The organism is Allobosea sp. 05T433 (assembly GCF_056396065.1).
Genome location: NZ_JBFTKS010000025.1, coordinates 26,813 through 49,781 on the forward strand (window position 1 = coordinate 26,813; position 22,969 = coordinate 49,781).

At 67.0% G+C, this 22,969-nt stretch carries 19 protein-coding genes; 5 read left to right on the forward strand and 14 right to left on the reverse strand.

Annotated features, from left to right (window positions below; genetic code table 11):
- Window positions 1–21: 21 nt before the first annotated feature.
- The 8 genes from AC1DGP_RS26835 to AC1DGP_RS26870 all read right to left on the reverse strand — a co-directional run bounded on the left by AC1DGP_RS26835 (window position 22) and on the right by AC1DGP_RS26870 (window position 10,863).
- Window positions 22–1,119: an NADH:flavin oxidoreductase/NADH oxidase gene (locus tag AC1DGP_RS26835; protein WP_476832716.1), complete on the reverse strand. Its 1,098-nt coding sequence runs from the start codon at window positions 1,117–1,119 to the stop codon at window positions 22–24.
- A 122-nt stretch (window positions 1,120–1,241) separates the two neighbouring features.
- Window positions 1,242–2,198, reverse strand: a complete 957-nt coding sequence (locus AC1DGP_RS26840) for an AEC family transporter (RefSeq protein ID WP_476832679.1) — start codon at window positions 2,196–2,198, stop codon at window positions 1,242–1,244.
- Window positions 2,199–2,346: 148 nt separating this feature from the next.
- Window positions 2,347–3,690, reverse strand: coding sequence for a YncE family protein (locus tag AC1DGP_RS26845; RefSeq protein ID WP_476832680.1), 1,344 nt, complete (start codon window positions 3,688–3,690; stop codon window positions 2,347–2,349).
- Between the two features lie 75 nt (window positions 3,691–3,765).
- Window positions 3,766–6,687 (reverse strand): FAD-binding and (Fe-S)-binding domain-containing protein, encoded by a 2,922-nt coding sequence (locus AC1DGP_RS26850; RefSeq protein WP_476832681.1) that lies wholly within the window; start codon window positions 6,685–6,687, stop codon window positions 3,766–3,768.
- An 88-nt stretch (window positions 6,688–6,775) separates the two neighbouring features.
- Window positions 6,776–8,305: a tripartite tricarboxylate transporter permease gene (locus tag AC1DGP_RS26855; RefSeq protein ID WP_476832682.1), complete on the reverse strand. Its 1,530-nt coding sequence runs from the start codon at window positions 8,303–8,305 to the stop codon at window positions 6,776–6,778.
- A gap of 10 nt (window positions 8,306–8,315) precedes the next feature.
- Window positions 8,316–8,813 carry a tripartite tricarboxylate transporter TctB family protein gene (locus AC1DGP_RS26860; protein ID WP_476832683.1) on the reverse strand — a complete coding sequence of 166 codons (498 nt, stop codon included), beginning with the start codon at window positions 8,811–8,813 and terminating at the stop codon, window positions 8,316–8,318.
- 164 nt (window positions 8,814–8,977) lie between these two features.
- Complete coding sequence (locus tag AC1DGP_RS26865; RefSeq protein WP_476832684.1) at window positions 8,978–9,961, reverse strand: Bug family tripartite tricarboxylate transporter substrate binding protein; 984 nt, start codon at window positions 9,959–9,961, stop codon at window positions 8,978–8,980.
- A gap of 164 nt (window positions 9,962–10,125) precedes the next feature.
- Window positions 10,126–10,863 (reverse strand): GntR family transcriptional regulator, encoded by a 738-nt coding sequence (locus tag AC1DGP_RS26870; protein WP_476832685.1) that lies wholly within the window; start codon window positions 10,861–10,863, stop codon window positions 10,126–10,128.
- A gap of 160 nt (window positions 10,864–11,023) precedes the next feature.
- On the opposite strand from AC1DGP_RS26870, the gene AC1DGP_RS26875 reads away from it, so the two are divergent.
- The 3 genes from AC1DGP_RS26875 (at window position 11,024) to AC1DGP_RS26885 (ending at window position 13,863) form a co-directional block, all read left to right on the forward strand.
- Window positions 11,024–12,223, forward strand: coding sequence for a pyridoxal-phosphate-dependent aminotransferase family protein (locus AC1DGP_RS26875; RefSeq protein ID WP_476832686.1), 1,200 nt, complete (start codon window positions 11,024–11,026; stop codon window positions 12,221–12,223).
- A gap of 160 nt (window positions 12,224–12,383) precedes the next feature.
- Window positions 12,384–13,175: an enoyl-CoA hydratase/isomerase family protein gene (locus AC1DGP_RS26880; protein WP_476832687.1), complete on the forward strand. Its 792-nt coding sequence runs from the start codon at window positions 12,384–12,386 to the stop codon at window positions 13,173–13,175.
- 10 nt (window positions 13,176–13,185) lie between these two features.
- Window positions 13,186–13,863, forward strand: a complete 678-nt coding sequence (locus tag AC1DGP_RS26885) for a transglutaminase-like domain-containing protein (protein ID WP_476832688.1) — start codon at window positions 13,186–13,188, stop codon at window positions 13,861–13,863.
- A 38-nt stretch (window positions 13,864–13,901) separates the two neighbouring features.
- On the opposite strand, the gene AC1DGP_RS26890 is transcribed toward AC1DGP_RS26885, so the two are convergent.
- The 5 genes from AC1DGP_RS26890 to AC1DGP_RS26910 form a co-directional block, all read right to left on the reverse strand.
- Window positions 13,902–14,639, reverse strand: a complete 738-nt coding sequence (locus AC1DGP_RS26890) for a 2OG-Fe(II) oxygenase (protein ID WP_476832689.1) — start codon at window positions 14,637–14,639, stop codon at window positions 13,902–13,904.
- Window positions 14,640–14,828: 189 nt separating this feature from the next.
- Window positions 14,829–16,100, reverse strand: a complete 1,272-nt coding sequence (locus tag AC1DGP_RS26895) for an acyl-CoA dehydrogenase family protein (protein WP_476832690.1) — start codon at window positions 16,098–16,100, stop codon at window positions 14,829–14,831.
- Window positions 16,101–16,112: 12 nt separating this feature from the next.
- Window positions 16,113–17,153 carry a phosphotransferase family protein gene (locus AC1DGP_RS26900; protein WP_476832691.1) on the reverse strand — a complete coding sequence of 347 codons (1,041 nt, stop codon included), beginning with the start codon at window positions 17,151–17,153 and terminating at the stop codon, window positions 16,113–16,115.
- A 31-nt stretch (window positions 17,154–17,184) separates the two neighbouring features.
- Window positions 17,185–18,426 (reverse strand): MFS transporter, encoded by a 1,242-nt coding sequence (locus AC1DGP_RS26905; RefSeq protein WP_476832692.1) that lies wholly within the window; start codon window positions 18,424–18,426, stop codon window positions 17,185–17,187.
- Window positions 18,427–18,437: 11 nt separating this feature from the next.
- A complete protein-coding gene (locus AC1DGP_RS26910) occupies window positions 18,438–19,841 on the reverse strand; it encodes an amidase (RefSeq protein ID WP_476776488.1) in 1,404 nt (467 codons plus the stop codon).
- Window positions 19,842–20,010: 169 nt separating this feature from the next.
- Between AC1DGP_RS26910 and gcvA the strand changes: the two genes are divergently transcribed.
- Window positions 20,011–20,913, forward strand: a complete 903-nt coding sequence (gcvA, locus tag AC1DGP_RS26915) for a transcriptional regulator GcvA (RefSeq protein ID WP_476776487.1) — start codon at window positions 20,011–20,013, stop codon at window positions 20,911–20,913.
- Between the two features lie 24 nt (window positions 20,914–20,937).
- On the opposite strand, the gene AC1DGP_RS26920 is transcribed toward gcvA, so the two are convergent.
- Entirely contained in the window at window positions 20,938–21,801 is an 864-nt protein-coding gene (locus tag AC1DGP_RS26920) for a DMT family transporter (RefSeq protein ID WP_476832693.1), read from the reverse strand.
- A gap of 134 nt (window positions 21,802–21,935) precedes the next feature.
- On the opposite strand from AC1DGP_RS26920, the gene ftrA reads away from it, so the two are divergent.
- Window positions 21,936–22,916 carry a transcriptional regulator FtrA gene (gene ftrA, locus AC1DGP_RS26925; protein WP_441488785.1) on the forward strand — a complete coding sequence of 327 codons (981 nt, stop codon included), beginning with the start codon at window positions 21,936–21,938 and terminating at the stop codon, window positions 22,914–22,916.
- Window positions 22,917–22,969: the final 53 nt, after the last annotated feature.

Genomic DNA, 22,969 nt, shown 5'->3' on the forward strand with positions numbered 1-22,969 from the left:
CCAGCCGGCTCAGCCTTGCGTTCAGCCGAAGAGATTGCGGAACTGCCGCGGCTGGGAGCGCAGATACTGGTTCGGCGCCTTGACGCTGGCACCGAGATGGGCGGCGGCGTGCCAGGGCCAGCGCGGATCGTAGAGGATGCCGCGCGCCAGCGCGACGAGATCGGCATCGCCGGTGCCGACGATCGCTTCGGCCTGATCCGGCTCGGTGATCAACCCGACGGCGATGCTCGGCAGATTGGTCGCCTGCTTCACGGCCCGGGCGAAGGGGACCTGGTAATTCGGCCCAAGCGGGATCGCCTGCTTGGCCGAGAGGCCGCCGCTGGAGACATGCATGAAGCTGCCGCCGCGCGCCTCGACCGCCCTTGCGAAGGCGACGGTCTGTTCGACGTCCCAGCCGCCCGGGACCCAGTCGGTGCCGGAGACGCGGAAGCCGACCGGGATGTCCGCAGGGACCACGGCCCGCACGGCATCATAGACTTCGAGCGGCAGGCGCATGCGGTTCTCGAGCGAGCCGCCATACTCATCCCCGCGCTGGTTCGAGAGCGGAGAGAGGAACTGGTGCAGGAGATAGCCATGGGCGGCGTGCAGCTCGATCGCCTGCAGGCCCAGCCGCACGGCGCGCTTGGCCGATGCGGCGAAGTTCTCGCGGATGCGGGCGATGCCTGCGAGATCGAGCGCGAGCGGCGCCCGCGGGTGGTCGCCGAATGGGATCGCCGATGGGGCGAGCGTCTGCCAGCCGCCTTGGTCGAGCCCGAGCTGGCCGCCGCCTGTCCAGGGCGCGGCCACCGAGGCCTTGCGTCCGGCATGGCCGAGCTGGATGCCGATCGGCATGTCGGAATACGCGCGGACTGCCGCCAGTGTCCTGGCCAGGGCCGCTTCCGTCTCGTCCGACCAGAGGCCGAGGTCCAGCGGGCTGATCCGGCCCTCCGGCTCGACGGCCGTCGCCTCGATGAACATCAGCGCGGCGCCAGACAGGGCGAGATGGCCGAGATGGATCGTATGCCAGTCGGTCGCCCGGCCATCCTCGGCCGAATACTGGCACATCGGCGCGATCACGATGCGGTTGGCGAGTTCGAGGCCACCGAGCTTGTACGGGGTGAAGAGCTGGCTGGTCATGATACCTCCGGCGGTTCCATCGCGCCGCGCGGACGGACCCGCCGACCGGCCGTTTCTAGCCGTCTCGCCAAGTCGCTGACTACAGGCAACAGCGCAAGGGCACGGTTGCAGTTGCGAAGAGAGCGCTATGGCGCTCCCGTGGCAGCCGAGACCAGCCAGATCGCGACGGGGAAGGTCAGCGCCGCCAGGGCCGTGGAAAGCACGATCGCAGCCGCGATCGGCCGGCTATCGGTCTCGAAGCGCTCGGAGATGACGAAGACATTGGCCGCGATGGGCAGGGCCGAATAGAGCACGCCGGCCGTGACCCAGAACGGATCGAGCCTGAGCACGACCGCAAGCACGATCCAGGTCACCAGCGGGTGCAGTACGAGCTTGCCGACGACCAGTGGTGCAATCCCGAGGGCCGGGAGCTTGCTGCCGCCACCGCTCCATTGTCGCGCGGCGAGGCCGAGCGCGAAGACCCCGACCGGCGCAGCCGCATTGCCGAGGAAGGAGAGGAAGCGGTCGACCGGTTCCGGGATCGCGACCCCGCTGACCGAGAGCGCGAGGCCGCCTGCGATCGACAGCATGAAGGGGTTGAGGATCGTGCCGCGAATGAGCCGGCCGGCAATGGCGGGTGCCGAACCGGCGCCGCGCCCAGCCTCGATCAGTCCGATCGACAAGGGCACGATCAGCGCGGTGTCGCAGATCAGGCCGATCGCGATCGGCGCTGCGGCGCGCTCGCCGAGGAAGGCCAGCATCAGAGGAATACCGAGGAAGGCGAAATTGCCGCCGACGAGGCTTTGCCCGCGCGAGACCGCATTGGGGAAGGGCAGGGCGCGCAACCGCGTGCCGACGAGGATGCCAAGCGCCATGATCGTCACGCCGATTGCTGCCAGCGCCACGAAGAAGGTCGTGTTCCAGAGCTCGGCGATCGGCTGCCGCGACATCACGCGCAGCACCATTGCCGGCGTCGCGATCATGAAGGCGAAGGTGTTGAGCACCCTGACGGAATCAGAGCCGAATAGCGTGCGGCCGGAAACCAGCGCGCCGAGCGCGATCACCGCGAAGAACGGCGTGCTGGTGGCAAGGAATTGAAGCATCGATTGCGCTGACGGCTGGAGAACCCGCGCGTCATCCCGGCAAGGCTTGGGATGACGCGCGTTGTCCTGCTCTCTACCAGCCGGGGTTCGGCCTTGGCCATGCGGCCCGATGCCTGACCGCCCGCCGCCAACGCAGGCCCCGCCGTGATCAGTTCGCCTGGAAGGCGCCGATCATGTAGCTCTCATTGCCGATCTCGGTGACGCGGCCCTTCACCTCGTAGCTCGCGAGATCGACGATCCAGACCACGCTGGAATTCGACTTGCCCTTGGGCGCCCCGGTGATCGCGGCATATTTTCCGTCAGGGGTGATCGCGATGCCGCGCGGGCGCGAGGGCTCGCCGCCGGGCGTCTTCAACTCGACCCGCCTGATCGTTGCCGGCTGCCCGGCGATGGCCTTGGCGACATCGATGATGTCGATATTGTTCGAGCGGAAATGCGTCGACAGGATGCGCTTTCCGTCCGGCAGGAACGCCGCCACGAAGGGACGTGTCGGCACGGACTTGTCGTCGGTGCCGACCAGCACGCGGGCGATCTCGGCCTTGGCGGGGTCCGACAGCGCCTTCTCGACATCGATGATCGAGACGGTATTGCCGGGCGTGTCGGTCTGCGCGTTCTCGCGCGAGGCGTGCGCCACGAGCTTTCCGTCCGGGCTGGTCGAGATGCCGAAGCCGCCCGCCTGCACGGGGATGCGTGCAATCTCCGCCCCGGCTTCACCGGCGATCGCCTTTTGCAGGCTGATCACCGAGATATCGTCCGTGCCGCCATTGGCGCCGAAGATCGTGCCGCTGCCGAGCGGACTGATCGTCACGCCGTTGGTGTCGGGGAAACAGCCGAATTTCGGATCGGGCGCGCGGTGCGGCACGGGATCGGGCGGGCAGGGGAAGCCCGGCTTGCCGAAAGCCTGCTCGACCCGACGAATGACCTTGTTGCTGGCGAGGTCGACGATGCTGATATGGCGGCCGCCATCCTCGTCGCCCTTCTGTTCGGCATGGGCGAGCGCGGCATGCCGGCCGTCAGGAGCGATCGCGAAGCCGGTCGGCCCAAAGCCTTCCGTCTCGATATAACCCTCGACGGCCGCAAGCGTGCCGTTGCTCGCCGGATCGAGCGCCTTCTTGAGATCGACGATGGTGACGGTGCCGGCATGGCCGTGCTGGAAGGCGGCGGCATCGTCGGGCCTGGTGCGGCCGGAATGATTGACCACATAGGCGCGCCGGTAATCCGGCGCGATGGTGATGGTGATCGGCTGGCCGCTGGAGATTGTGTCGGCCTTGCCGGTCCCGGTCGCGTCGATATCGGGCGTGACGCGGATGCGGTTCACCACCGCTTTCGGCGTGCCGTCATTGGCCGGATCGATCGCCCTTTCCAGGTCGATCACCAGGACGACATTGTCCCAGCGCCCGCTTGCGAGGAAATAGTCCTTTGCCATGGCGGCCTGTATTCCTCCGGCAGCGATCAGCGCCGTTACGCCAGTCAGAAGCATCGTCCTTAGCATCGTCCGTCCTCCTTCGGCTCACCCGTTTGTCCGGGTCCTTGGTTGGGATGCCTGCTGCCGCTCCGGCCTTTCGCGTCAGCCCTCCAGCGCCATGTCGAGCACGCGGGCGACATGCAGCGCCTCGCGGCCGGCGCCATCGTGGATCTGGTGGCGGCAACTCGTGCCATCGGCGACGACGAGGTCCTGCGCTCCGGCCTTGCGCACGGCCGGCAGCAGCGAGAGCTCGGCCATGGCGAGCGAGACATCCATGGTGTCCGCGCCGTAGCCGAAGGCACCCGACATGCCGCAGCAGCTCGACTCGATCGGCTGGACGTCGAGACCCGGAATCGCGCGGAGCGTCGCCTCGACGGCGCCCATCGCCGCGAACGCCTTCTGGTGGCAATGCCCGTGCAGATGGGCGACGCGGCCCGCCTGGTCCTTCAGCGGCAACGTGGTCGTCCCCGCCTTGATATCGGCCGCGAGCAGCTCTTCGAGCAGGAAAGCCGCGCTGGCCGCGGGTTCAACCTGCTCCTTGGGCAGGATCGCGCCAAACTCGTCGCGGAAGGTCAGCAGGCAGGACGGTTCGAGCCCGACGATGCGGGCGCCCCCGGCAATATAGGGCGAGAGCGCATCGAGCGTGCGCTTGGCCTCGATGCGCGCCTCGTCGACCAATCCGGCCGAGAGGAAGGTCCGTCCGCAGCAGAGCGGCCTGCCGCCGTCAGCCGGTTCGACCTTGTGGAGGCGATAGCCGCCGGCCGCGAGCACGCGCTCAGCCGCCTCCATATTCTCGCGCTCGTAGTAGCGGTTGAACGTATCGCCGAAGAGCACGATGTCGCGGCCGTCGCCCTTCACATCGCCAGGCGTCGCCGGTTTGCCGGCCTGCACCCAGGGCTTGCGCCAGACCGGCAGCGAGCGGCGCGCGCTGAAGCCGAGCCAGCGCTCGCTCAGTTTGGCCAGAGCAGGGATGCGATCGCGCAGGTTCATCAGCGGCGCCAGTTTCGCGGCATAGGGCGCATAGCGCGGCAGCCAGGCGATCAGCCGTTCCTTCAGGGGCAAGCCATGGCGCTGGTGATAATGGTGGAGGAACTCGATCTTCATCCGGGCCATGTCGACGCCGGTCGGGCAGTCGCGCTTGCAGCCCTTGCAAGAGACGCAGAGATCGAGCGTCTCCTTCATCTCAGGCGAGGTGAAGGCGTCGGGGCCGAGCTGCCCGGAGATCGCGAGGCGCAGACTGTTGGCGCGCCCGCGCGTCAGATGCGTCTCGTCCCTGGTGGCGCGATAGGACGGGCACATCGTGCCGCCGGAGAGTTTCCGGCAGGTGCCGTTGTTGTTGCACATCTCGACGGCGCCGCCGAGCCCGCCCCAGTCGGACCAGTCGAGCGCTGTTGCGGCCGGGATCGGCGTCGCATAGCCCGGCGGAAACCGCATCAGGCTGCGATCGTCCATCTTGAGCGGCCGCACGATCTTGCCGGGGTTCAGCCGATTCTCCGGGTCGAACCCGTCCTTCACAGCCTCGAAGGCGCGCGTCAGCGGGCCGCCGAACATCGGTTCGACGAATTCGGAGCGGGAAATGCCGTCGCCATGCTCGCCGGAATAGGAGCCCTTGAACTGGCGCACGAGGTCGCAGGCGGCCTCGGCGATGCCGCGCATCGCCTTGACCCCGGCCTCGTCCTTCATGTTCAGGATCGGGCGGACATGCAGGCAGCCGACCGAGGCATGGGCATACCAGGTTCCGCGCGTGCCGTGACGGGCAAAGAGCTCGGTCACCGCGTCGGTATAGTCGGCGAGATGTTCGAGCGGGACGGCGCAGTCCTCGATGAAGGAGACCGGCTTCCCGTCGCCCTTCATCGACATCATGATATTGAGGCAGGCCTCGCGCACCTCCCAGACCGGCTTCTGCCGGGCCGGTTCGACGACCTCGACGACCGCGTCGGCAAAGCCGTGATCGGCCATGCACTGGTCGAGCCGCTTCAGGTCGTACTTCAGCGCCGCGAGATCGTCGCCGGCGAATTCGACCAGCAGCAGGCAGTTCGGCTGGCCCCTGGTGATGTCGGCGAGCGTTCGCACGAAGAGCGGGATATCGGCACCGAGCACCAGCACATTGTTGTCGACGAGCTCGACCGCGACCGGACCCAGCGCCACGATATGCTGCGTCGTCTCCATCGCCGCACGAAAATCCGGGAAATGGCAGACGCCCATGACGCGGTGGGTCGGCAGGGGCGAGAGCCTGAGCGTCGCCTCCGTGGTGATCGCGAGCGTGCCTTCCGAGCCGACCAGCAGATGCGACAGGTTCGGCCGGGCCGGGAGCAGCTCGTCGAGATTGTAGCCGCCGACCCGGCGCTGCACCTTCGGGAAGATGCGCTCGATCTCGTCGCGGTGCCCGTCCGCCAGGGACAGCATCCGCGTCATCAGGTCCCGCGTCCTGACCGAGGCATTGTCGCCGACCGGGTTCTCGCCCAGCGCAAAGGCCTCGCCGTCATGGAACTGCGCCCGCAGGGCAATGACATTGTCGACCATCTTGCCGTAGCGCAACGAGCGCGCGCCGGAGGAGTTGTTGCCGGCCATGCCGCCAATCGTGCAGCGGCTCGCGGTCGAGGGCTCGACCGGGAAGAACAGGCCGTCCTTCTTCACATGGCTGTTGAGCTGCTCCAGCACGATGCCGGGCGCGACCGAGACCGTGCGCGAGGCCGGGTCATAGTCGCGGATCGCGTTAAAATGCCGGCTCATGTCGAGGATCAGCGCATCGCCGATCGGCTGGCCGTTCTGCGACGTGCCGCCGCCGCGCGCGATCACCGGAACGCCGTGCTCGGCCGCGATCTGGAGCGCGGCCGCAATGTCGGTCTCGCTCTTCGGAAAGGCGATACCCTGCGGGATGATCTGGTAGATCGAGGCGTCGGTGGCATAACGCCCGCGCGTGAATGCGTCGAAGCGGACCTCGCCTTCGAGCGCCTGGGCGAGGCGCCGTTCGAGCCCGAGATTGCGCGAGCCCTGTTTGGCGAGGGGGGCAGCATGGGTCATCGCGTCACGTATCCATTCCAGTTCATCTCGACCCGGCTCTGCGTTTCAATTTGGCCGGGACGACCCGCGTTCGCGTCCGAACGCATTCTCACTCGGCGGCTTCTGCCGCCTTTCCGGCCCGGCCGCTTCTGCGCCGCACCGCCCCGATCAGGTCCGACACCGGCCCCCAGAAGAGCAGGATCATCGCGAGCGCAACCAGCGTCGTGACCAGCCCGTTGGCGAAGAAGACCCCGAGACTGCCGCCCGAGCCGAGCAGGGCCTGCCGGAAAGCGTCCTCGGCCCGGTCGCCCAGGACCAGCGCCAGCACCAGCGGCGCCAGCGGGTAGTCGAGCTTCTTGAAGACATAGCCGATGATGCCGAAGATCAGCATCAGCCAGATGTCGAAGATCGAGTTGGAGATCGTATAGGCGCCGATAGCGCAGACGATCAGGATCACCGGCGCGACGAAGGAGAAGGGGATGCGCATGATCGCGGCAAAGAGCGGCACGGTTGCCAGCACGATGATCAGGCCGGCGAGATTGCCGAGATACATCGAGGCGATCAGCCCCCAGACGAAGTCCTTCTGCTCGACGAAGAGCATCGGCCCGGGCTGAAGCCCCCAGACCAGCAGGCCGCCGAGCAGCACGGCCGCAGTGGCCGAGCCCGGGATGCCGAGCGCCAGCATCGGCAGCAAGGCGCTGGTGCCGGCGGCATGCGCCGCCGTCTCCGGCGCAAGCACGCCCTCGATCTCGCCTTTGCCGAAATTGGCGCCGCGCCGCGAGAAGCGCTTTGCGAGGCCATAGCCCATGAAGGAGGCGGCGATCGCGCCGCCGGGCGTCACGCCCATCCACATGCCGACGAGGCTGGAGCGGAGGAGCGTCGCCCAGTAGCGCGGCAGCCCGGCCCAGGTCCGCAGCACGACCTTGAGATCGATCGTCGCCTGTTTGCCCTTGAAGACCAGTCCCTCCTCGACGGTGAGCAGGATCTCGCTGACGCCGAACAGGCCGATTACGACGATCAGGAAATCGAAGCCGCGCATCAGCTCCGTCGAGCCGAAGGTCATGCGCAGATCGCCCGAGATCGAGTCGAGCCCGACTGCCGCCAGCAGGAAGCCGATGCAGAGCGAGGCCAGGATCTTTGCCCGGTTTTCCCGGCCCATGCCGATGAAGGAGCAGAAGGTCAGCAGGAAGACCGCGAAGAACTCGGCGGGCCCGAAGCGCAGCGCGAAGGAGGCGACCAGTGGCGCGACGAAGGTGATCAGGATGACGCCGGACAGCGCCCCGATGAACGAGGCCGTAAAGGCGGCCGTCAGTGCCTCGGCCGCCTTGCCCTGCACCGCCATCGGATAGCCGTCGAAGGTGGTCGCGACCGACCAGGCCTCTCCGGGAATATTGAACAGGATCGAGGTAATCGCGCCGCCGAACAGGGCCCCCCAGTAGATCGAGGAGAGCAGGATGATCGCCGAGGTCGGGTCCATGCCGAAGGTCAGCGGCAGCAGGATCGCGACCCCGTTGGGACCGCCGAGACCCGGCAAGACGCCGACGATGATGCCGAGCACCACGCCGATCGCCATGAATCCGACATTGTGCCAGGAGAGCGCGACCTGGAAGCCGGCGATCAGCGAGGAGAGATCTTCCATCAGCGCAACCTCAATAGCCGAGCATGGCTTCGAGCGGACCCTTGGGCAGGGGCACGCGGAACTGCTGTTCGAAGATCCAGAAACAGACGATCGGCACGAGGATGGCGGTGAGCACGATGCTCCACCAGCGCGAGGTCGCGACGACGGCCATGAAGACGAGGATGAAGATGCTCGCGGCGACATAGAGCCCGAGCGGCTGGATCAGTGCGACGAAGAGAACGAGCGGGCCGAGCACGCGCGAAACCTGCCCGAGCTGCTCGAAGGTGACGAAGACGCTGTTCTCTGCGCGAAAGGATTGCACCAGGATGAACAGCGAGGCGGCCAGGAACAGCCAGCCGACGCGGGCCGGGAAGAAGCCGTTCTGCGGGCCATTGTCCCAGCCGGCGCCGCGGCCATAGGAATCCCAGAGCACGACGAAGGCGAGGCCGATCAGGATCGTGGCCGTGACAAGTTCGACGGGGCGGCGCGAGAGGCCGCGCGGCGCTTCGCCTTCAGGATGAGCGGACATCGACATCTCCGGACGTCGGCAGAGGGATGAGGCCCGCCGTGACGGCGGGCCGGTCGGGCTCAGGCATCGGCCCGAAAAGCGGGCGCGGTTTTCGGAAAAGCCGATGCAAGCTTAGAAGGCTGCATGATCGGATCGGATAAGTTTCCGGTCCGATCATGCAAGGGCTACTTCGCCGTGAAGCCGGCATCGCCCATCAGCTTGGCGTGCTTCTCCTCATCGGCCTTGAGGAAGGTCACGAACGCCTCGCCGTCGCGATAGTCCGGAACCAGCGCGCTGCGGGCGAGGTAGTCCTTCCATTCCGGCGTCTCGGAGACCTTCTTGAACAGGTTCACGTAGAAAGCCTGCTGCTCCTTGGTGACCTTGCCGGGCATGAACATGCCGCGCAGCATCTGGTAGGTGACGTTCAGCCCCTGCGAGGCGCAGGTCGGAATATCGGCCCAGGATTTTCCGTCGGCGACCGGCGTCGAGTAGGTCATCTTCTGTTCGGAGAAGACGCAGACTGGCCGTGTCGCCCCGCCGCGCCAGTTGGCGACGTCCTCGGCCGGGTTGTTGGTGCTGGCGTCGATGTGATTGCCCGACAGCTGGGTCGAGGCCTGGCCGCCGCTGGTATGCGGGATATAGGCGAACTTGACCCCGCCGGCCTTCTCCATGCCGAAGACGATCAGGTTGTCCTCGCGCTTCGACGAGGTGCCGCCGATCTTGAGCGGGGGCGAGGCGGCCTTGGCCGCCGTCATGAAGTCGCCGGCGGTCTGGTAGGGCGCCTTGGCGTTGACCCAGAGCACGAAGGAATCCTGCGCCATCATCGCGATCGGCGTGTATTCGGTCCAGTTCAGCGGCAGCTTGGTCGCCATCGGGGTCATGAAGATGCCGCTCGATGTCGTGATCAGCTTATGCGGATCGCCCGCCGATTTCTGAATGTCGAGCATGCCCTCGGCGCCGCCGGCGGCCGGCTTGTTGACGACGATGATCGGCTGCGAGGTCAGGTTATGCTTCTGGATGATGCCCTGCATCGTCCGCGCCATCTGGTCGGAGGCGCCGCCGGCCGAGAAGGGCACGACGATTTCGATGGCTTTGGTCGGCTCCCAGGCCAGTGCGGGTGTCGTCGCGGCTGCAAGCGCCGCGCCAGCGGCAAGCCAATGCTGCTTCATGTCTTCCAACCTCCCTGCAACGCGCTCTGTCGGCGCCGTGGCGAGAGCCTAGAATCAAAAAATTTTGCATTCAATCTGAAAAATGATGATGGCCGAATTGACGACGACACTGCCCGGTCGCCGTCCCGCAGCAATGCCGGGGAGGTCTCAGGCTGGGGTTGTACTCAGGTAGGGCTGTTCTCGTCGTCCGCCTGCGCGGCGCTCTGATGCTGCGCGGCTTTTCGCTTGTTGCGCAGATGCAGGAACATGATGTCGCTGAGCTCGCTGCCGGCGCGTCGGCGCAGGGCATCGAGGATGGCCTCGTGCTCGCGCATCGCCTCGCCCCAGCGGTCGCGCTCCTTGTCGAGATTGGCGGAATAACGCACGCGCCGGATGCGGCCGGCAATGCTGTTATAGGTCGCGCTGAGCGTCGCATTGCCGGCGGCCGCGACGATCATGCGGTGGATGTCCTGGTTGCACTGGAAATAGCCGTGCATGTCGCGCCGCAGGTAGAAACGGTACATCTCGTGATGAGATTGCTCGATTTCGGCGATTTCCTCGTCGCTGATGCGTTCGCAGGCCAGTCGCCCCGCCAGGGCTTCGAGCCCGCCCATCACGTCGAACAATTCGCGCAGATCATCGGCGCTCAGGGCGCGCACGCGTGCGCCGCGATTGGGCAGGAGGTCGATCAGCCCTTCTGCGGCGAGGACCTTGAGCGCCTCGCGCAGCGGCGTGCGCGAGATGCCGAACCGGTCGCAGAGCAGGCGCTCGGGCACGCGTGCGCCATCGGCGAGATTGCCCTCGACGATATAGTCGCGCAGCGCGGCCAGGAGTTCGCCATGCAGCGATGTCTGCCCGGCGCCGTCCTCGCGTCGCAGCGGCGGGCTTTCGGTCGTCTCAGTGTCGAGCGCGATAGTCGTCATGCTGGTTTGCTACGCGAGTGGGCGGCCCCGTGTCGAGATGCGTCAGCATAATATTGCACGCGCGAACGGTGTTGCCAAAGGCAAAAATGAATGCAAAACATCGGCAATCACGAGCGGCGAGCCGGAAGCGCCGCCACGTCCGAATAGGGAGTTTATCGCCATGGCATCGCAGCAGGGTCGCCATTTCCTCCAGATTCCCGGCCCGAGCCCAGTGCCCGACCGGGTCCTGCGGGCCATGGACATGCCGGTGATCGATCACCGCAGCGCCGAGTTCGCCAAGCTCGGGCGCGAGGTGCTCGACGGCGCCAAGTCGGTGTTCAAGACCAGCCAGCCGGTGGTGATCTACCCCTCGTCCGGAACCGGGGCCTGGGAAGCTGCGATCGTCAATACGCTCTCGCCGGGCGACACCGTGCTGATGGCCGAGACCGGCCATTTCGCCACGCTCTGGCGCCAGATCGCCGGGCGTTTCGGCATCGAGGTCGATTTCATTCCGGGCGACTGGCGCCGTGGCGCCGATCCGGCCGCGATCGAGGCAAAGCTGGCCGAGGACCGCGGCCGCAAGATCAAGGCGGTGATGGTCGTTCATAACGAGACCTCCACCGGCTCGACGAGCCGGATCGCCGAGATCCGCAAGGCGATCGACAAGGCCGGCCACCCGGCGCTCTTCATGGTCGACACCATCTCCTCGCTGGCTTCGGTCGACTACCGGCACGACGAATGGCAGGTCGACGTCACGGTTTCCGGCTCGCAGAAGGGCCTGATGCTGCCGCCGGGCCTCAGCTTCAACGCGATCTCGGAAAAGGCGATGGCCGCCTCCCGGGCGAACACAATGCCGCGCTCCTATTGGGACTGGCAGGAGATGGTCAAGATCAACGCCAACGGCTTCTTCCCCTACACGCCGGCGACGAATCTGCTCTATGGCCTGCGCGAAGCAGTCAGGATGCTGCATGAGGAGGGGCTGGACGCGGTCTTCGCCCGCCATGAGCGCCTTGCCGCGGCGACGCGGGCCGCGGTGAAGGCCTGGGGCCTCGACATCCTCTGCGAGAACCCGGCGGAATATTCGCCGGTGCTGACCGCCGTGCTGATGCCGCCGAGCCATGACGCCGATCATTACCGCAAGGTGGCGCTCGAGAAGTTCAACATCTCGCTCGGCTCCGGCCTCGGCAAGGTGGCCGGCAAGGTCTTCCGGATCGGCCATCTCGGCGAGTGCAATGAACTGACCCTGCTTGGCGCGCTGTCCGGCGTGGAGATGGGGCTGGCGGCGGCCGGCGTGCCGCATCGCAGCGGCGGCGTGCAGGCCGCGATGGCCGCGCTCGAAAGCCGCGAGGAAGCCAATACACCGAAGGTTGCGGTCGCCTGACGAGGGGAGAAGTCCCGGGAGCCCTCTGAACCGAGAGAGCTCCCGGGGCTTTGCGCTCGCCTTGCGAGCATTCCTGCGCTGCCGCTGCGCAGGATTCGGAGTGCCGCAGGCCGAAATGCCCATGGTAGAACCGGGGCAATCGCCGCTCCGGAATCCGCCGATGACCGATCCTTCCAGTTCCATTCTGTTGACCGTCGAGGCCGGCGTCGCGGTGCTGACGCTGAATCGTCCCGACGTGCTGAACGCGTTCGATGCAGCCATGGCCGAAACCTTCCTGGCCCGGATCGAGCAGATCGCGGCGCGCCGGGATGTCCGTGCCATCCTGCTGAAAGGCGCGGGCAGGGGCTTCTGCGCCGGCGGCGACGTCTCGCAATTTACCGCCGGTGGCGACCCCGAGGCCGCGATCGAGGCGATCATCACGCCGTTGCATGCCGGGCTGAAGCGGCTCGATGAATTGCCGCAGCCGGTGATCGCCTGCCTGCATGGCGCGGTGGCCGGAGCCGGATTCAGTCTGGCGCTTGCCTGCGATCTGGCGATCGCCGCCGAGAACGCGAAATTCACGCTGGCCTATGCCCGGATCGGTGCGACGCCGGACGGGTCCGGGACCTATCATCTGCCGCGCATCGTCGGCATGAAGAAGGCAAAGGAGCTGGCGCTGCTCGCCGAGACGATCGATGCCGGCGAGGCGCTGCGGCTCGGCCTCATCAATCGCACCGTGCCGGCCGAGAGCCTCGATACCGAAGCCATGGCGCTGGCGCAGAAGCTCGCTGCCGGGCCGACCCAGGCCTATGGCCACATCAAGGCGCTGCTCGGCGCTTCGCTGAGCAACACATTGTGCGCCCAGCTCGACGCCGAGCGCGACGCCTTCCACGCCTCGACCCGGACCGCGGATTTCAGCGAGGGTGTCTCGGCCTTCCTGGAGAAGCGGCAAGCCCGGTTCGAAGGCCGCTAGAGGATTTAATATGCAGGAATCCCACCGCGTTCTCTTCACGAGCCCGGCCGAGTTCGTCGACAGCGACCATCCAATGGTGATCGCCGAGGCGCGCCTGTTGACTTCGGGCATCAGCGACCCTGCGGAGCAGGCTGGCATCCTCTATCAGGCGGTGCGCGACGGCATTCGCTATGACCCCTATGGCGACTATCTCAACCTCGAGACCTATCGTGCCAGCTCCGTGCTGGCGGCCGGCATCGGCTACTGCGTCGGCAAGGCTGCGCTCTATGCAGCCTATTGCCGGGCCATCGGCATTCCCGCCCGCATCGGGCTCGCCGACGTCAAGAACCATCTCGCCACGCCGCGCCTGCTGGAGGCGGTCGGCACCAATGTCTTCGCCTATCACGGCTATACCGAGGTTTTCCTCGAGGGGCGCTGGCTGAAGGCCTCGCCGACCTTCAACGCGCGGCTCTGCGACAGGCTCGGCGTCGCGACGCTCGGCTTCGACGGCAAGAGCGATGCGCTGCTGCAGAGCTTCGATGGGCAAGGCCGCAGTTTCATGGACTATGTCGCCCAGCACGGCAGCTTCTTCGACGTGCCCGTGAAGTTCCTGATCCGCGAGATGTCGCGCCTCTATCCGAAACTCTGCGTTCCCGGCGGACTGCGCGGCAGCATGGAGCGGGAGGCGCAGGCCTCGTCGTCGGGTTGACGCGGACACCGCCTTTGCCGGAGCGAAGCGCGTTTGCCTCAGCGCGCGTCGTGAAAGATCAGTCCGGTGGTGTAGCGCTCGCCCGAGCGCACCCGGCTGACGCCATGGCGGAGATTGACGCGGTAGGTGCCGCGCGAACCCCGCATCGGCCGGTGCTGCACGGCAAAGATCGCGGCCTCTCCCTGAACCAGCGGCACGACCTCGGGCCGTGACTGCATGCGCGGCCGCTGCTCGACCAGGGTGAACTCGCCACCGGTGAAATCGACGCCTGGCTGCGAGAGCAGGATGACCATCTGGAACGGGAAGAACAGGTCGCCGTAAAGGTCCTGATGCAGGCAGTTATAGTCGCCGGCGCCGTATTTCAGCAGCAGCGGGGTCGGCCGGGTCTGCCCGGCCTCGTGGCACAGGGCCAGGAAGGCGTCGAGCGCGTCGGGATAACGCTGCGCGATCCCGAGCGTCTCATTCCAGCGGTTGGCGATGGGGGCGAGGCGCTCATAGATGGCCGGCCGCACGGCCGCCAGAATCTCCGGCAGCGGATGGGCGAAATACTGGTACTCGCCACTGCCAAAGCCGTGCCGCGCCATGACGATGCGGCTGCGGAAACGGCCCTCGTCGGCATAGAGCGCAGCAAGCGCGCGGCATTCCTCCGGTCTGAGCAAGGGCCCGGTCAGGCCGACGCCATGGGAGTCGAGTTCCGCCTCGATCCGGCGCCAGTGCAGCGCGTCGACGCGCGCCGCGAGGGATGGAGGTTCGGGCAGTCTGGCTGCGGCGGGCATGGCAGGGGCCTTCTTCGACTGGCATGTGCGTGTCGAGGAAGGCTCCCATGCCTCGGGCATCGGTTTCCACCCGGTTTCTGCGCAGCTTGCCAGATCATCGGGCAGATCTCGTGTCCGGTCCGATCATCCAACCGTCCGTGATGGCACCGGCTCTCCCGAAAGCCGCAATCCGTCTCTCGGGCCGGTGCCTTAACCCGCGGGCTTGAGATAGGGCATCGTCACGCCTTGCTCGGCCATCGTGCTGCGATTGCTCGCCTGCCGCTTCTTGATCTCGGCACGGGCGACCGTGCGCAGATGCACCTCGTCCGGCCCGTCGATGAAGCGCAGCGCCCGGCCCCAGCTATAGATGAAGGCGAGCGGTGTATCATTGGAGAGACCGGCGGCGCCGAAGACCTGAATGGCCCGGTCGGCGATCTTGGTCTGCAGCCGCGTCGCCACGACCTTGATCGAGGAGACCTCGGTGCGCGCGGCCTTGTTGCCGTGCTTGTCCATCATCCAGGCGGCGCGCAGGCAGAGCAGCCGGGCCTGGTCGATTTCCATGCGCCCTTCGGCAATCCAGTCCTGGACATTGGCATAGTCCGAGAGATGCCGGCCAAAGGCCTTCCGCTGCAGCGCGCGCTCGACCATCAGTTCGAGCGCGACCTCGCATTGGCCGATCGTGCGCATGCAGTGGTGGATGCGGCCGGGCCCGAGCCGCGCCTGCGCCAGCGCAAAGCCGGCCCCTTCCTCCCCGAGCATGTTGGCGGCCGGGACGCGGACAGTGTCGAAATCCGTTTCGGTATGGCCTTCCGGTGAGTGGTGGTTCAGCAGCGGCAGGTTGCGCATCACGCTCACACCCGGCGTATCCATCGGCACGATCACCATGGAATGGCGCTTATGCGGATCGGCCTCCGGGCGCGTGTCCGAGAGGCCCATGACGATGCAGAATTTGACGTTTGGATGCAGGGCGCCGGTGGTCCACCATTTCCTGCCGTTGATGACATAGTCGTCGCCATCGCGGGTGATCGTGGTCTGCAGGTTGGTCGGGTCGGAGGAGGCGACGCCGGGCTCGGTGATGCCGACGCAGGAGCGGATCTCGCCCTTCATCAGCGGTACGAGAAAACGTTCGCGCTGCGCCGGCGTCGCGAACATGTGCAGGATTTCCATGTTGCCGGTGTCCGGGGCGTTGCAGTTGAACACCTCCGACGACCAGAAGATCCGGCCCATGATCTCCGCCAGGGGGGCGTATTCGAGATTGCTCAGCCGTGTGCCGGGCTCGTCGGGCTTCAGCGCCGGCAGGAACAGGTTCCACAGGCCCTCGGATTTCGCCTTCTCCTTCAGCCCGTCGATCAGTGCCAGCGGATAGCGCCCGGCCTCGACCTCCTGTTTCCACGTGGCGTCGGCCGGCTGGACATGGGCATCCATGAAGGCCTGCAGCCTCGCGCGCAGTTCTTCGACCCTGGCGGAATAGGCGAAATCCATGGTGATCCCCGTTCAACTCTGGTCGATGATGGTTACGGCCTGCCGCGCGAAGCTCTCCGCCATCCCGCCGACCGCGACCGCATTCTCCGCCGCGGCGTTGCCGGCCCTGGCGCGCGCCGCAATGCCGTCGAGGATGACGGCAAAGCGGAAGAGCGAGAAGGCGAGGTGGAAGCGTCCCGGCCCGTCCTTGCGCCCGGCCGCTGCGCAATAGCGGGAGAGGTATTCGGCTTGCGTCGGGATGCCGAGCGCCTCGTGGTCGAGGCCCATGATGCCCTGATACATGGCCGGGCCGGAATGCCAGGGCAGGCAGGAAAAGGCGGCGTCCGAGAGCGGGTGGCCGAGCGTCGAGAGCTCCCAGTCGAGCACGGCGACGACGCGCGGCTCGACCGGGTGAAACATCAGATTGCCCAGCCGGAAATCGCCGTGGACGATGGTCGTCTCCGCGCTTTCATCGAGATGGGCGGTCAGCCAGTCGATCAGCCGATCGATCGCGGGGATCTCGCGGGTCCTGGTCTCGCGCCATTGCCGGCCCCAGCGCGCGAGCTGTCGGGCATAATAGTTTCCCGGCTTGCCGTAATCGGCGAGGCCGGCCGCCTGCCAGTCGAAGCGATGCAGCGCGGCCAGGGTCTCGGCCATGGCGAAATACATCTGCCGGCGCTCGGCCGGCGCCACGCCCGGCAGTGCCGCGTCATGGAAGACACGGCCCTCAAGCCGCTCCATCAGATAGAAGGGCGTGCCGACGATATCGTCTTCCGCGTGGAACAGCAGCACCGGCGGCACCGGCACCTGCGAACCCGCGAGCGCCTTGAGGATGCGGTATTCGCGGTCGACCGCATGGGCCGAGGGCAGCAGCGGGCCCGGCGGCTTCTTGCGCATGACCAGCCGCGTGCCGGCTTCGGGAAAGGAGAGGAAGAAGGTCGGGTTCGACTGCCCGCCGCTGATGCGCTCCAGCGCCATCGCGCCGCCCGCCCGCCCGGGCAGGGCGGAGCGCAGGAAGGCTTCGAGCCGGGCAGGATCGAATTCGGGGGCGGCGGAGGCGGGGCCGGCGGACATGCCGGCATCATCGGGGCGGCAGGAGGCGAGGTCAACGCGGCAGGGAGCGTGGGGGGCTTGCGGAGCGTGCCACGATGAGAGCCGCGAGGAGGTTGGCGCAGGCGCAGGCGAGGATCGCGATCGCATAGCTCTGGTTCAGATCGAAGATGAGCCCGGCGGCCGTCGGTCCGATCAGGGTTCCAAACGCGACGCTCGTATAGAGAATGCCGATGATCCCGCTGACATTGCGCCCGCCGAAACGATCCATGACGACCGCCGGCAGCACGGCGACCCAGCCGCCATAGAAGACGCCATAGAGCAGGGCGAAGACGGCCAGCATCGCGAATCCGCTCGAGAGCCACCAGATGCCCAGAGAGCCGGCCATGCCCAGGAACACGACGAGGAGGGCGCGGTGGCGGCCGATCCGGTCCGCCAGATTCCCGAGGCAGAAGCGGCCGGCCGTGCTGCCGACACCGATCAGCGCGAGCAGCAGGACGGCCCGACCCTGCGGGACGCCGCGATCTAGCGCGTAGGGCACGAGGTGGACGAAGGGGACGAAGGCCCCGAACGAGCCGATCAGGCAGGCTGCGTAGAGCCTGATGAAGGGCCGCGACCACACCGCCTCGCGAATCGACATGCCGGTCGCCTGTGCCGTGATGCCGCCTGGGGGCAGGGCGTCCCCGTCCGGCAGCAGCCCGCGTTGGCGCGGATCGCTTTCGATCAGGAGCGCCATCGCTGCACCAATGATCGCCGCGAGCCCGCCAAGCGTGAAATAGGCGTTCCGCCAGCCGATCTGCTCGATCAGGAGCGAGGCGAGCGGCGGCATCACGAGCGTGCCGACACCGATGCCGCTGACCGCGAGACCCGATGCGAAGCCGCGGCGCTTGACGAACCAGCGCTGCACCGCGCCCAGCGCTGGAACATAGGAGCAGCCGATGCCGAGCCCGACGCCAAGGCCATAGGCCAGGTAGATCTCGGTCAGGCTCCGCGCCGCTCCCGCCGCGGCCATGCCAAGCCCGGTGAGGAGCATGCCGAGAAAGACAAGCCTGCGGGCTCCCCAGCGGTCCGCAAGCGGGCCGCTGATCAGTCCGAAGCCGAAATAGAGAAAGCCGGCGAGGGAGAAGACCAGGGAAACCGAAGCGCGGGAGGCGGAAAAATCCGCCTGCAGGGATTCGACAAAGGCGCTGAAGGTATAGGCGCTGCCGAAACCGACGAAGGTGACCGCAAACGCCGCCGCGACCACAAGCCAGCCATGGAAGATCGGGGAGGCGGGACGCGCCGGATTGGTGCTCATCGCAAGGCTCCTCAAAGGGTTGGGTGCTGGCGGTGCCATGTGGTCTCTGCCTGGAAGGCTGTGCCGGCACGGATCAGCATGGCCTCCCCCAGTTGCGCTGCAACGAGCTGGAGCCCGATAGGCATTCCCTCGCAGAAGCCGCCGGGCAATGTGAGCGTCGGGTTGCCGGTCATGTTGAAGGGGCAGGTATAGCGCTGCAGGTCGGCGATCAGCCCGGGCTGCTCTCCCAATGTACTGATCGTCGCGAGCGTCAGCGGCGCGAAAGGCTGAACCGGGGTCAGCAGCAGATCGATCGTGCCGAACAGGGCGGCGATGCGTCCACGAAAGGCCATGCGTCGCAGCAGGAGGCGCTGATAGTCGAGGCCCGACAGCGCGCGGCCCGTCTCGATGACCGAGGCGAGAACCGGGCCGTATTCGTCCTTGCACGCGGGGTAGGTCGCTTCATGGGCGATGGCGGCTTCCACTGCGCAGTTCGGTGCCCAATCGGCGACGATCTGCTTCACATCCGGAAAGCGGACCTCGACGATCTCGGCTCCGAGCGCGCGATAGGTTGCGATGGCCTCGTTCAGAGCCATTTGCGTCGTCGCATCGACCCCTTCGCTGTTCCAGGCTGGATCGAGGCCGATCCGCACGCCGCCGACGCCTTGCCGGGTCGCTGCGCGGTAGTCGGGAACCGGCGCGCCGAGCGCGGTCGGATCGGCTGGATCGGCGCCGGCGATGACGTGCAGGATCGCGGCGACGTCCCTGGTGTCGCGCGCCATCGGCCCGACATGGTCCAGCGTCGCTGCCAGCTCGAATGTGCCGTGACGGCTGACGCGGCCCCAACTCGGCTTCAGCCCGGTCAGGCCGGTGGCAGCGCAGGGCCAGCGGATCGACCCTCCGGTATCGGAACCGAGCGAGCCGTAGCACAGGCCGGCCGCCGTCGCCGCAGCCGAGCCGCTCGACGAGATTCCGGTCCAGTACGCGGCATTCCAGGGGTTACGGGGCGGCGTCACCATGGGGTGGTGGTCGGAATAAGCCCCCTCCGTCATCTGCAGCTTGCCCAGCACTACGGCTCCCGCCTCCCGCAGGCGGCGCACCACGGTGGCGTCCTCCCGCGGCCTGTGCTGCTTGTGGATCCGCATCCCACCGGCCGTCGGAAAGCCTCGCGTCCAGAACAGGTCCTTCACGGCAATCGGCACGCCATGCAGCGGGCCGCGATAGCGCCCGGCCGCGATCTCTGCCTCCGCGGCCTCTGCCTCGACCAGCGCGGTATTGGCCATCACGCCGGCAAAGCTGTGAAGCTCCGTGTCCAGGCGTTCGATGCGCTCGAGCTGCGACCGCGTCACTGCCACGGGCGAGATGTCGCGCGTCTGGATGCGCGCCGCGAGCTCCGACAATGAGAGGTAATGCGTCGCGTCGGGGAGGCTGGGCATGCATGGCTCCGGCTTGAATGGATAAATTAATGATTGAGTTTTTCTCTTGCTGGTCACTTCAAGGGAGCGAGCGATCCGCTGCAATGAAGTGATCAGTTGTAGCTAATTTGACGAATGATCGGGCTAGGGGCAAACTAGCAATTCTGCGAAAATAAGTTAGAAAAACTAAATGAAAACCGATCGGCTGCCACCGCTGAATGCTCTGCGCGCCTTCGAGGCCACGGCTCGGCATCTCTCCGTGAAGGAGGCCGCCGATGAGCTCTGCGTGACGCCGGGCGCGGTCAGCCAGATGCTCAAGGCCCTGGAGCTTCATTTCGGCACGCAGCTCTTCCGGAGGATCAATCGCGGCATGGCCCTCACGCCCGCCGGGCAGAGCCTGATGCCGCCGGTGCGCAACGCCTTCCGGCAGATCGCCGAGGCATCAAGGCGCATTGTCGCCGATCCCGGCACGGGCCCGCTGACGATCAGCACGACGCCATTCTTCGCGAGCGCCTGGCTGGTGCCACGCCTCAAGCAGTTCCACGACGCCCATCCCGATATCGATCTGCGGGTCGTGACCGGTACTGCTCTGGTCGATTTCGTCCGCGACGGGGTCGATGTCGCGGTCCGGCATGGCTTCGGCCGTTATCCGGGATTGCGCAGCGAGCTTCTGGTTGCGGTCGAGGTCGTTCCCGTCGCGGCTCCGGCCCTGCTCGCATCCCTCGGCAGGCCGCAGGATGCGGCTTGCCTGGCGCGCTGGCCGCAGGTCCATGACAGCGAGCGCAAGGCCTGGCAGCGCTGGTTCCAGGCGCAGGGCATCGAGGAATTCAGTGCGCCGCGCGGGCCGTCCTTCGACGATTCAGGCCTGATGCTGAAAGCGGTGCTTTCCGGTCAGGGCGCAGGATTGCTGCCGGCGGCGATGATCGAAACCGACATCGCGGAGGGGCGGCTCGTCCAGCTCGCGAATGTCGCGCTGCTCGAGGATTTCGCCTATTTTCTCGTCTTCCCCGATACAGGCCGGGTGCGGCCCAGGGTTGCCGCGTTCTGCGCCTGGATGCGGGAGGTCGCCGCCGCCTATAGGCAGGCGGCGTAGCTGGGCTGGTAGCTGATCGCCGCCTCAGGCCGTCCTCCGTTCCCTGCCCTGTGCCAGCAAGCCTCCCGCGATGATCAGGCCGCCGCCGAGGAGCGAGACGGGGGAAGGCAGGGTCGTGAATAGGAGGGTGTCGATCAGCATCGCCCAGAGCAGGCCGGAGAATTGCCAGGGTGCGAGTCCGGAGGCTTCGCCGCGCCGGAGCGCGCCAGCGATACAGGCGAGGGCAGCCGTCTGGATCACCGTGAAGAGCAGAACGAGGGCGAAGGCCTCCGCGCTGACCTGATGCCAGAACCAGAGCATCGTTGCCGCGAGCAGCGCGAAACCGACAACCGCGACCTGCATGGCGGTATCGAGGCTGTTCGCGACATCGCGCAGCCGGCGCACCAGGATCTGATACAGCGCGTAGCTGGCGGCCGCGCCAATCGAGGCGAGGATACCTGGCCAGGCTCCGCCTTCGCTCGGCCTGACGATCAGCAGCATGCCGGCAAAGCCGCTCGCAGCACCGAGCCAACGTCCGAGCGAGACGCGCTCGCCGAGCAAGAGCCCGCCCAGTGCAGTGAGCAAAAGCGGCGCCGTGAATCCAAGCGCCGAGGCTGCCGTGACCGGCATGAGGCTATAGGCGACGATCGCCAGCACGTTCGAGGCGACCAGCGCGGCAGCCGCGGCGCGCTGTTCCCATGCGCGCGGCGGGTGCAGCAACCGCGCCCGCGTGACGCCGCTCCTTGGCCGGGCCAGCAGGACGAGGCTTCCCGCCAGGACCAGAAGACAGCGCAGGAAGGTCACCTGCAGCGCGCTCAATCCGTAGGAGGAGACCAGGGTCTTCGACAGGGAGTAGCCCAGGACATAGAGCAGGCTGGAGGACAGCACGAGGCCGACCGCCAGCAACATCGTTCGGCTGCTCCGCTTGTCCCTGACCATCTCGACTCGCATCACCATGCCCGGCACCTCGCGATCACGGGCCGGACCATGCGCGCCCAAAGCGGTGCTGGTAAGTGGCGAGATAGACGACTATCGTAAAAATCATGCCAAAGCGCATAAAGGCATCTCCGCAGGCCCCGCACCGCGTCGTCGCGGTTGCCTATGACCGGCTCTGCACCTTCGAATACGGCATTGTCGCCGAGGTGTTCGGCTCGCGCCGGCCCGGGCTGCCGGAAAACTGGTACGAATTCCGCACCGCCGCCGGCGAGGCCGGGCGTTTGCGCGCCCATGGCAGCCTTGCGGTCGAGGCTGATGGCGGGCTCGACCTGCTGCAGGGGGCGGGCACCATCATCGTTCCCGGCTGGCGCGGCCTGGCCGAGCCGGTGCCGGAGCCGCTGGCGGGCGCGCTTCGCGCGGCGCATCGCGGCGGCAGCCGCGTCGTCTCGATCTGCGGCGGAGCCTATGTGCTGGCGGCTGCCGACCTGTTGGCCGGGCGCAGGGCGACGACCCATTGGCAGTACGGTGCTGATTTTGCGAAGCGCTACCCCGCGGTGCGCCTCGAGCCCGATGTGCTCTATGTCGACGAGGGCGACATCCTGACCTCGGCCGGCAGCGCGGCCGGCATCGACCTTTGCCTGCATATCGTCCGCCGCGACCATGGGCCCGAGGCTGCGAACCTGGTGGCGCGCAGCATGGTCGTGCCGCCGCATCGCAGCGGCGGCCAGGCACAGTTCGTCCGTCGCCCGCTACCGCCGCAGACCGGGTCGCGCCTGTCGCCATTGCTCGACTGGATGCGTTCGTCGCTGGCCGAGGACCTGACCTTGCAGCGGCTCAGCGACCGGGCCGGCATGAGCCAGCGCACGTTCTTCCGGCGTTTCACAGAGGCCACTGGCAGCGCGCCGGGCGAGTGGATCCTCAACGAGCGTGTCGCCCATGCCTGCGATCTGCTGGAGACGACCACGCTCGGGGTCGACGAGGTCGCCTATCGCGCCGGGCTCGGTTCCGCGGCGGCGTTGCGCCACCATTTCCGGCAGCGTCTGCGCACCACGCCAACCGCCCATCGGCTGCAGTTCTCGCGCGGCTAGGCGGCTTCGGCCGCGTGTTGCATCAGCTGGGCTCCAAACCGCGCGCTGTGCTG

Bases quoted from the DNA above. Each gene is read 5' to 3' on its own strand.
- AC1DGP_RS26840 (WP_476832679.1), bottom strand. From the start codon at position 2,198: ATGCTTCAATTCCTTGCCACCAGCACGCCGTTCTTCGCGGTGATCGCG.
- AC1DGP_RS26845 (WP_476832680.1), bottom strand. From the start codon at position 3,690: ATGCTAAGGACGATGCTTCTGACTGGCGTAACGGCGCTGATCGCTGCC.
- AC1DGP_RS26850 (WP_476832681.1), bottom strand. From the start codon at position 6,687: ATGACCCATGCTGCCCCCCTCGCCAAACAGGGCTCGCGCAATCTCGGG.
- AC1DGP_RS26855 (WP_476832682.1), bottom strand. From the start codon at position 8,305: ATGGAAGATCTCTCCTCGCTGATCGCCGGCTTCCAGGTCGCGCTCTCC.
- AC1DGP_RS26860 (WP_476832683.1), bottom strand. From the start codon at position 8,813: ATGTCCGCTCATCCTGAAGGCGAAGCGCCGCGCGGCCTCTCGCGCCGC.
- AC1DGP_RS26865 (WP_476832684.1), bottom strand. From the start codon at position 9,961: ATGAAGCAGCATTGGCTTGCCGCTGGCGCGGCGCTTGCAGCCGCGACG.
- AC1DGP_RS26870 (WP_476832685.1), bottom strand. From the start codon at position 10,863: ATGACGACTATCGCGCTCGACACTGAGACGACCGAAAGCCCGCCGCTG.
- AC1DGP_RS26875 (WP_476832686.1), top strand. From the start codon at position 11,024: ATGGCATCGCAGCAGGGTCGCCATTTCCTCCAGATTCCCGGCCCGAGC.
- AC1DGP_RS26880 (WP_476832687.1), top strand. From the start codon at position 12,384: ATGACCGATCCTTCCAGTTCCATTCTGTTGACCGTCGAGGCCGGCGTC.
- AC1DGP_RS26885 (WP_476832688.1), top strand. From the start codon at position 13,186: ATGCAGGAATCCCACCGCGTTCTCTTCACGAGCCCGGCCGAGTTCGTC.
- AC1DGP_RS26890 (WP_476832689.1), bottom strand. From the start codon at position 14,639: ATGCCCGCCGCAGCCAGACTGCCCGAACCTCCATCCCTCGCGGCGCGC.
- AC1DGP_RS26895 (WP_476832690.1), bottom strand. From the start codon at position 16,100: ATGGATTTCGCCTATTCCGCCAGGGTCGAAGAACTGCGCGCGAGGCTG.
- AC1DGP_RS26900 (WP_476832691.1), bottom strand. From the start codon at position 17,153: ATGTCCGCCGGCCCCGCCTCCGCCGCCCCCGAATTCGATCCTGCCCGG.
- AC1DGP_RS26905 (WP_476832692.1), bottom strand. From the start codon at position 18,426: ATGAGCACCAATCCGGCGCGTCCCGCCTCCCCGATCTTCCATGGCTGG.
- AC1DGP_RS26910 (WP_476776488.1), bottom strand. From the start codon at position 19,841: ATGCCCAGCCTCCCCGACGCGACGCATTACCTCTCATTGTCGGAGCTC.
- gcvA (WP_476776487.1), top strand. From the start codon at position 20,011: ATGAAAACCGATCGGCTGCCACCGCTGAATGCTCTGCGCGCCTTCGAG.
- AC1DGP_RS26920 (WP_476832693.1), bottom strand. From the start codon at position 21,801: ATGTTGCTGGCGGTCGGCCTCGTGCTGTCCTCCAGCCTGCTCTATGTC.
- ftrA (WP_441488785.1), top strand. From the start codon at position 21,936: ATGCCAAAGCGCATAAAGGCATCTCCGCAGGCCCCGCACCGCGTCGTC.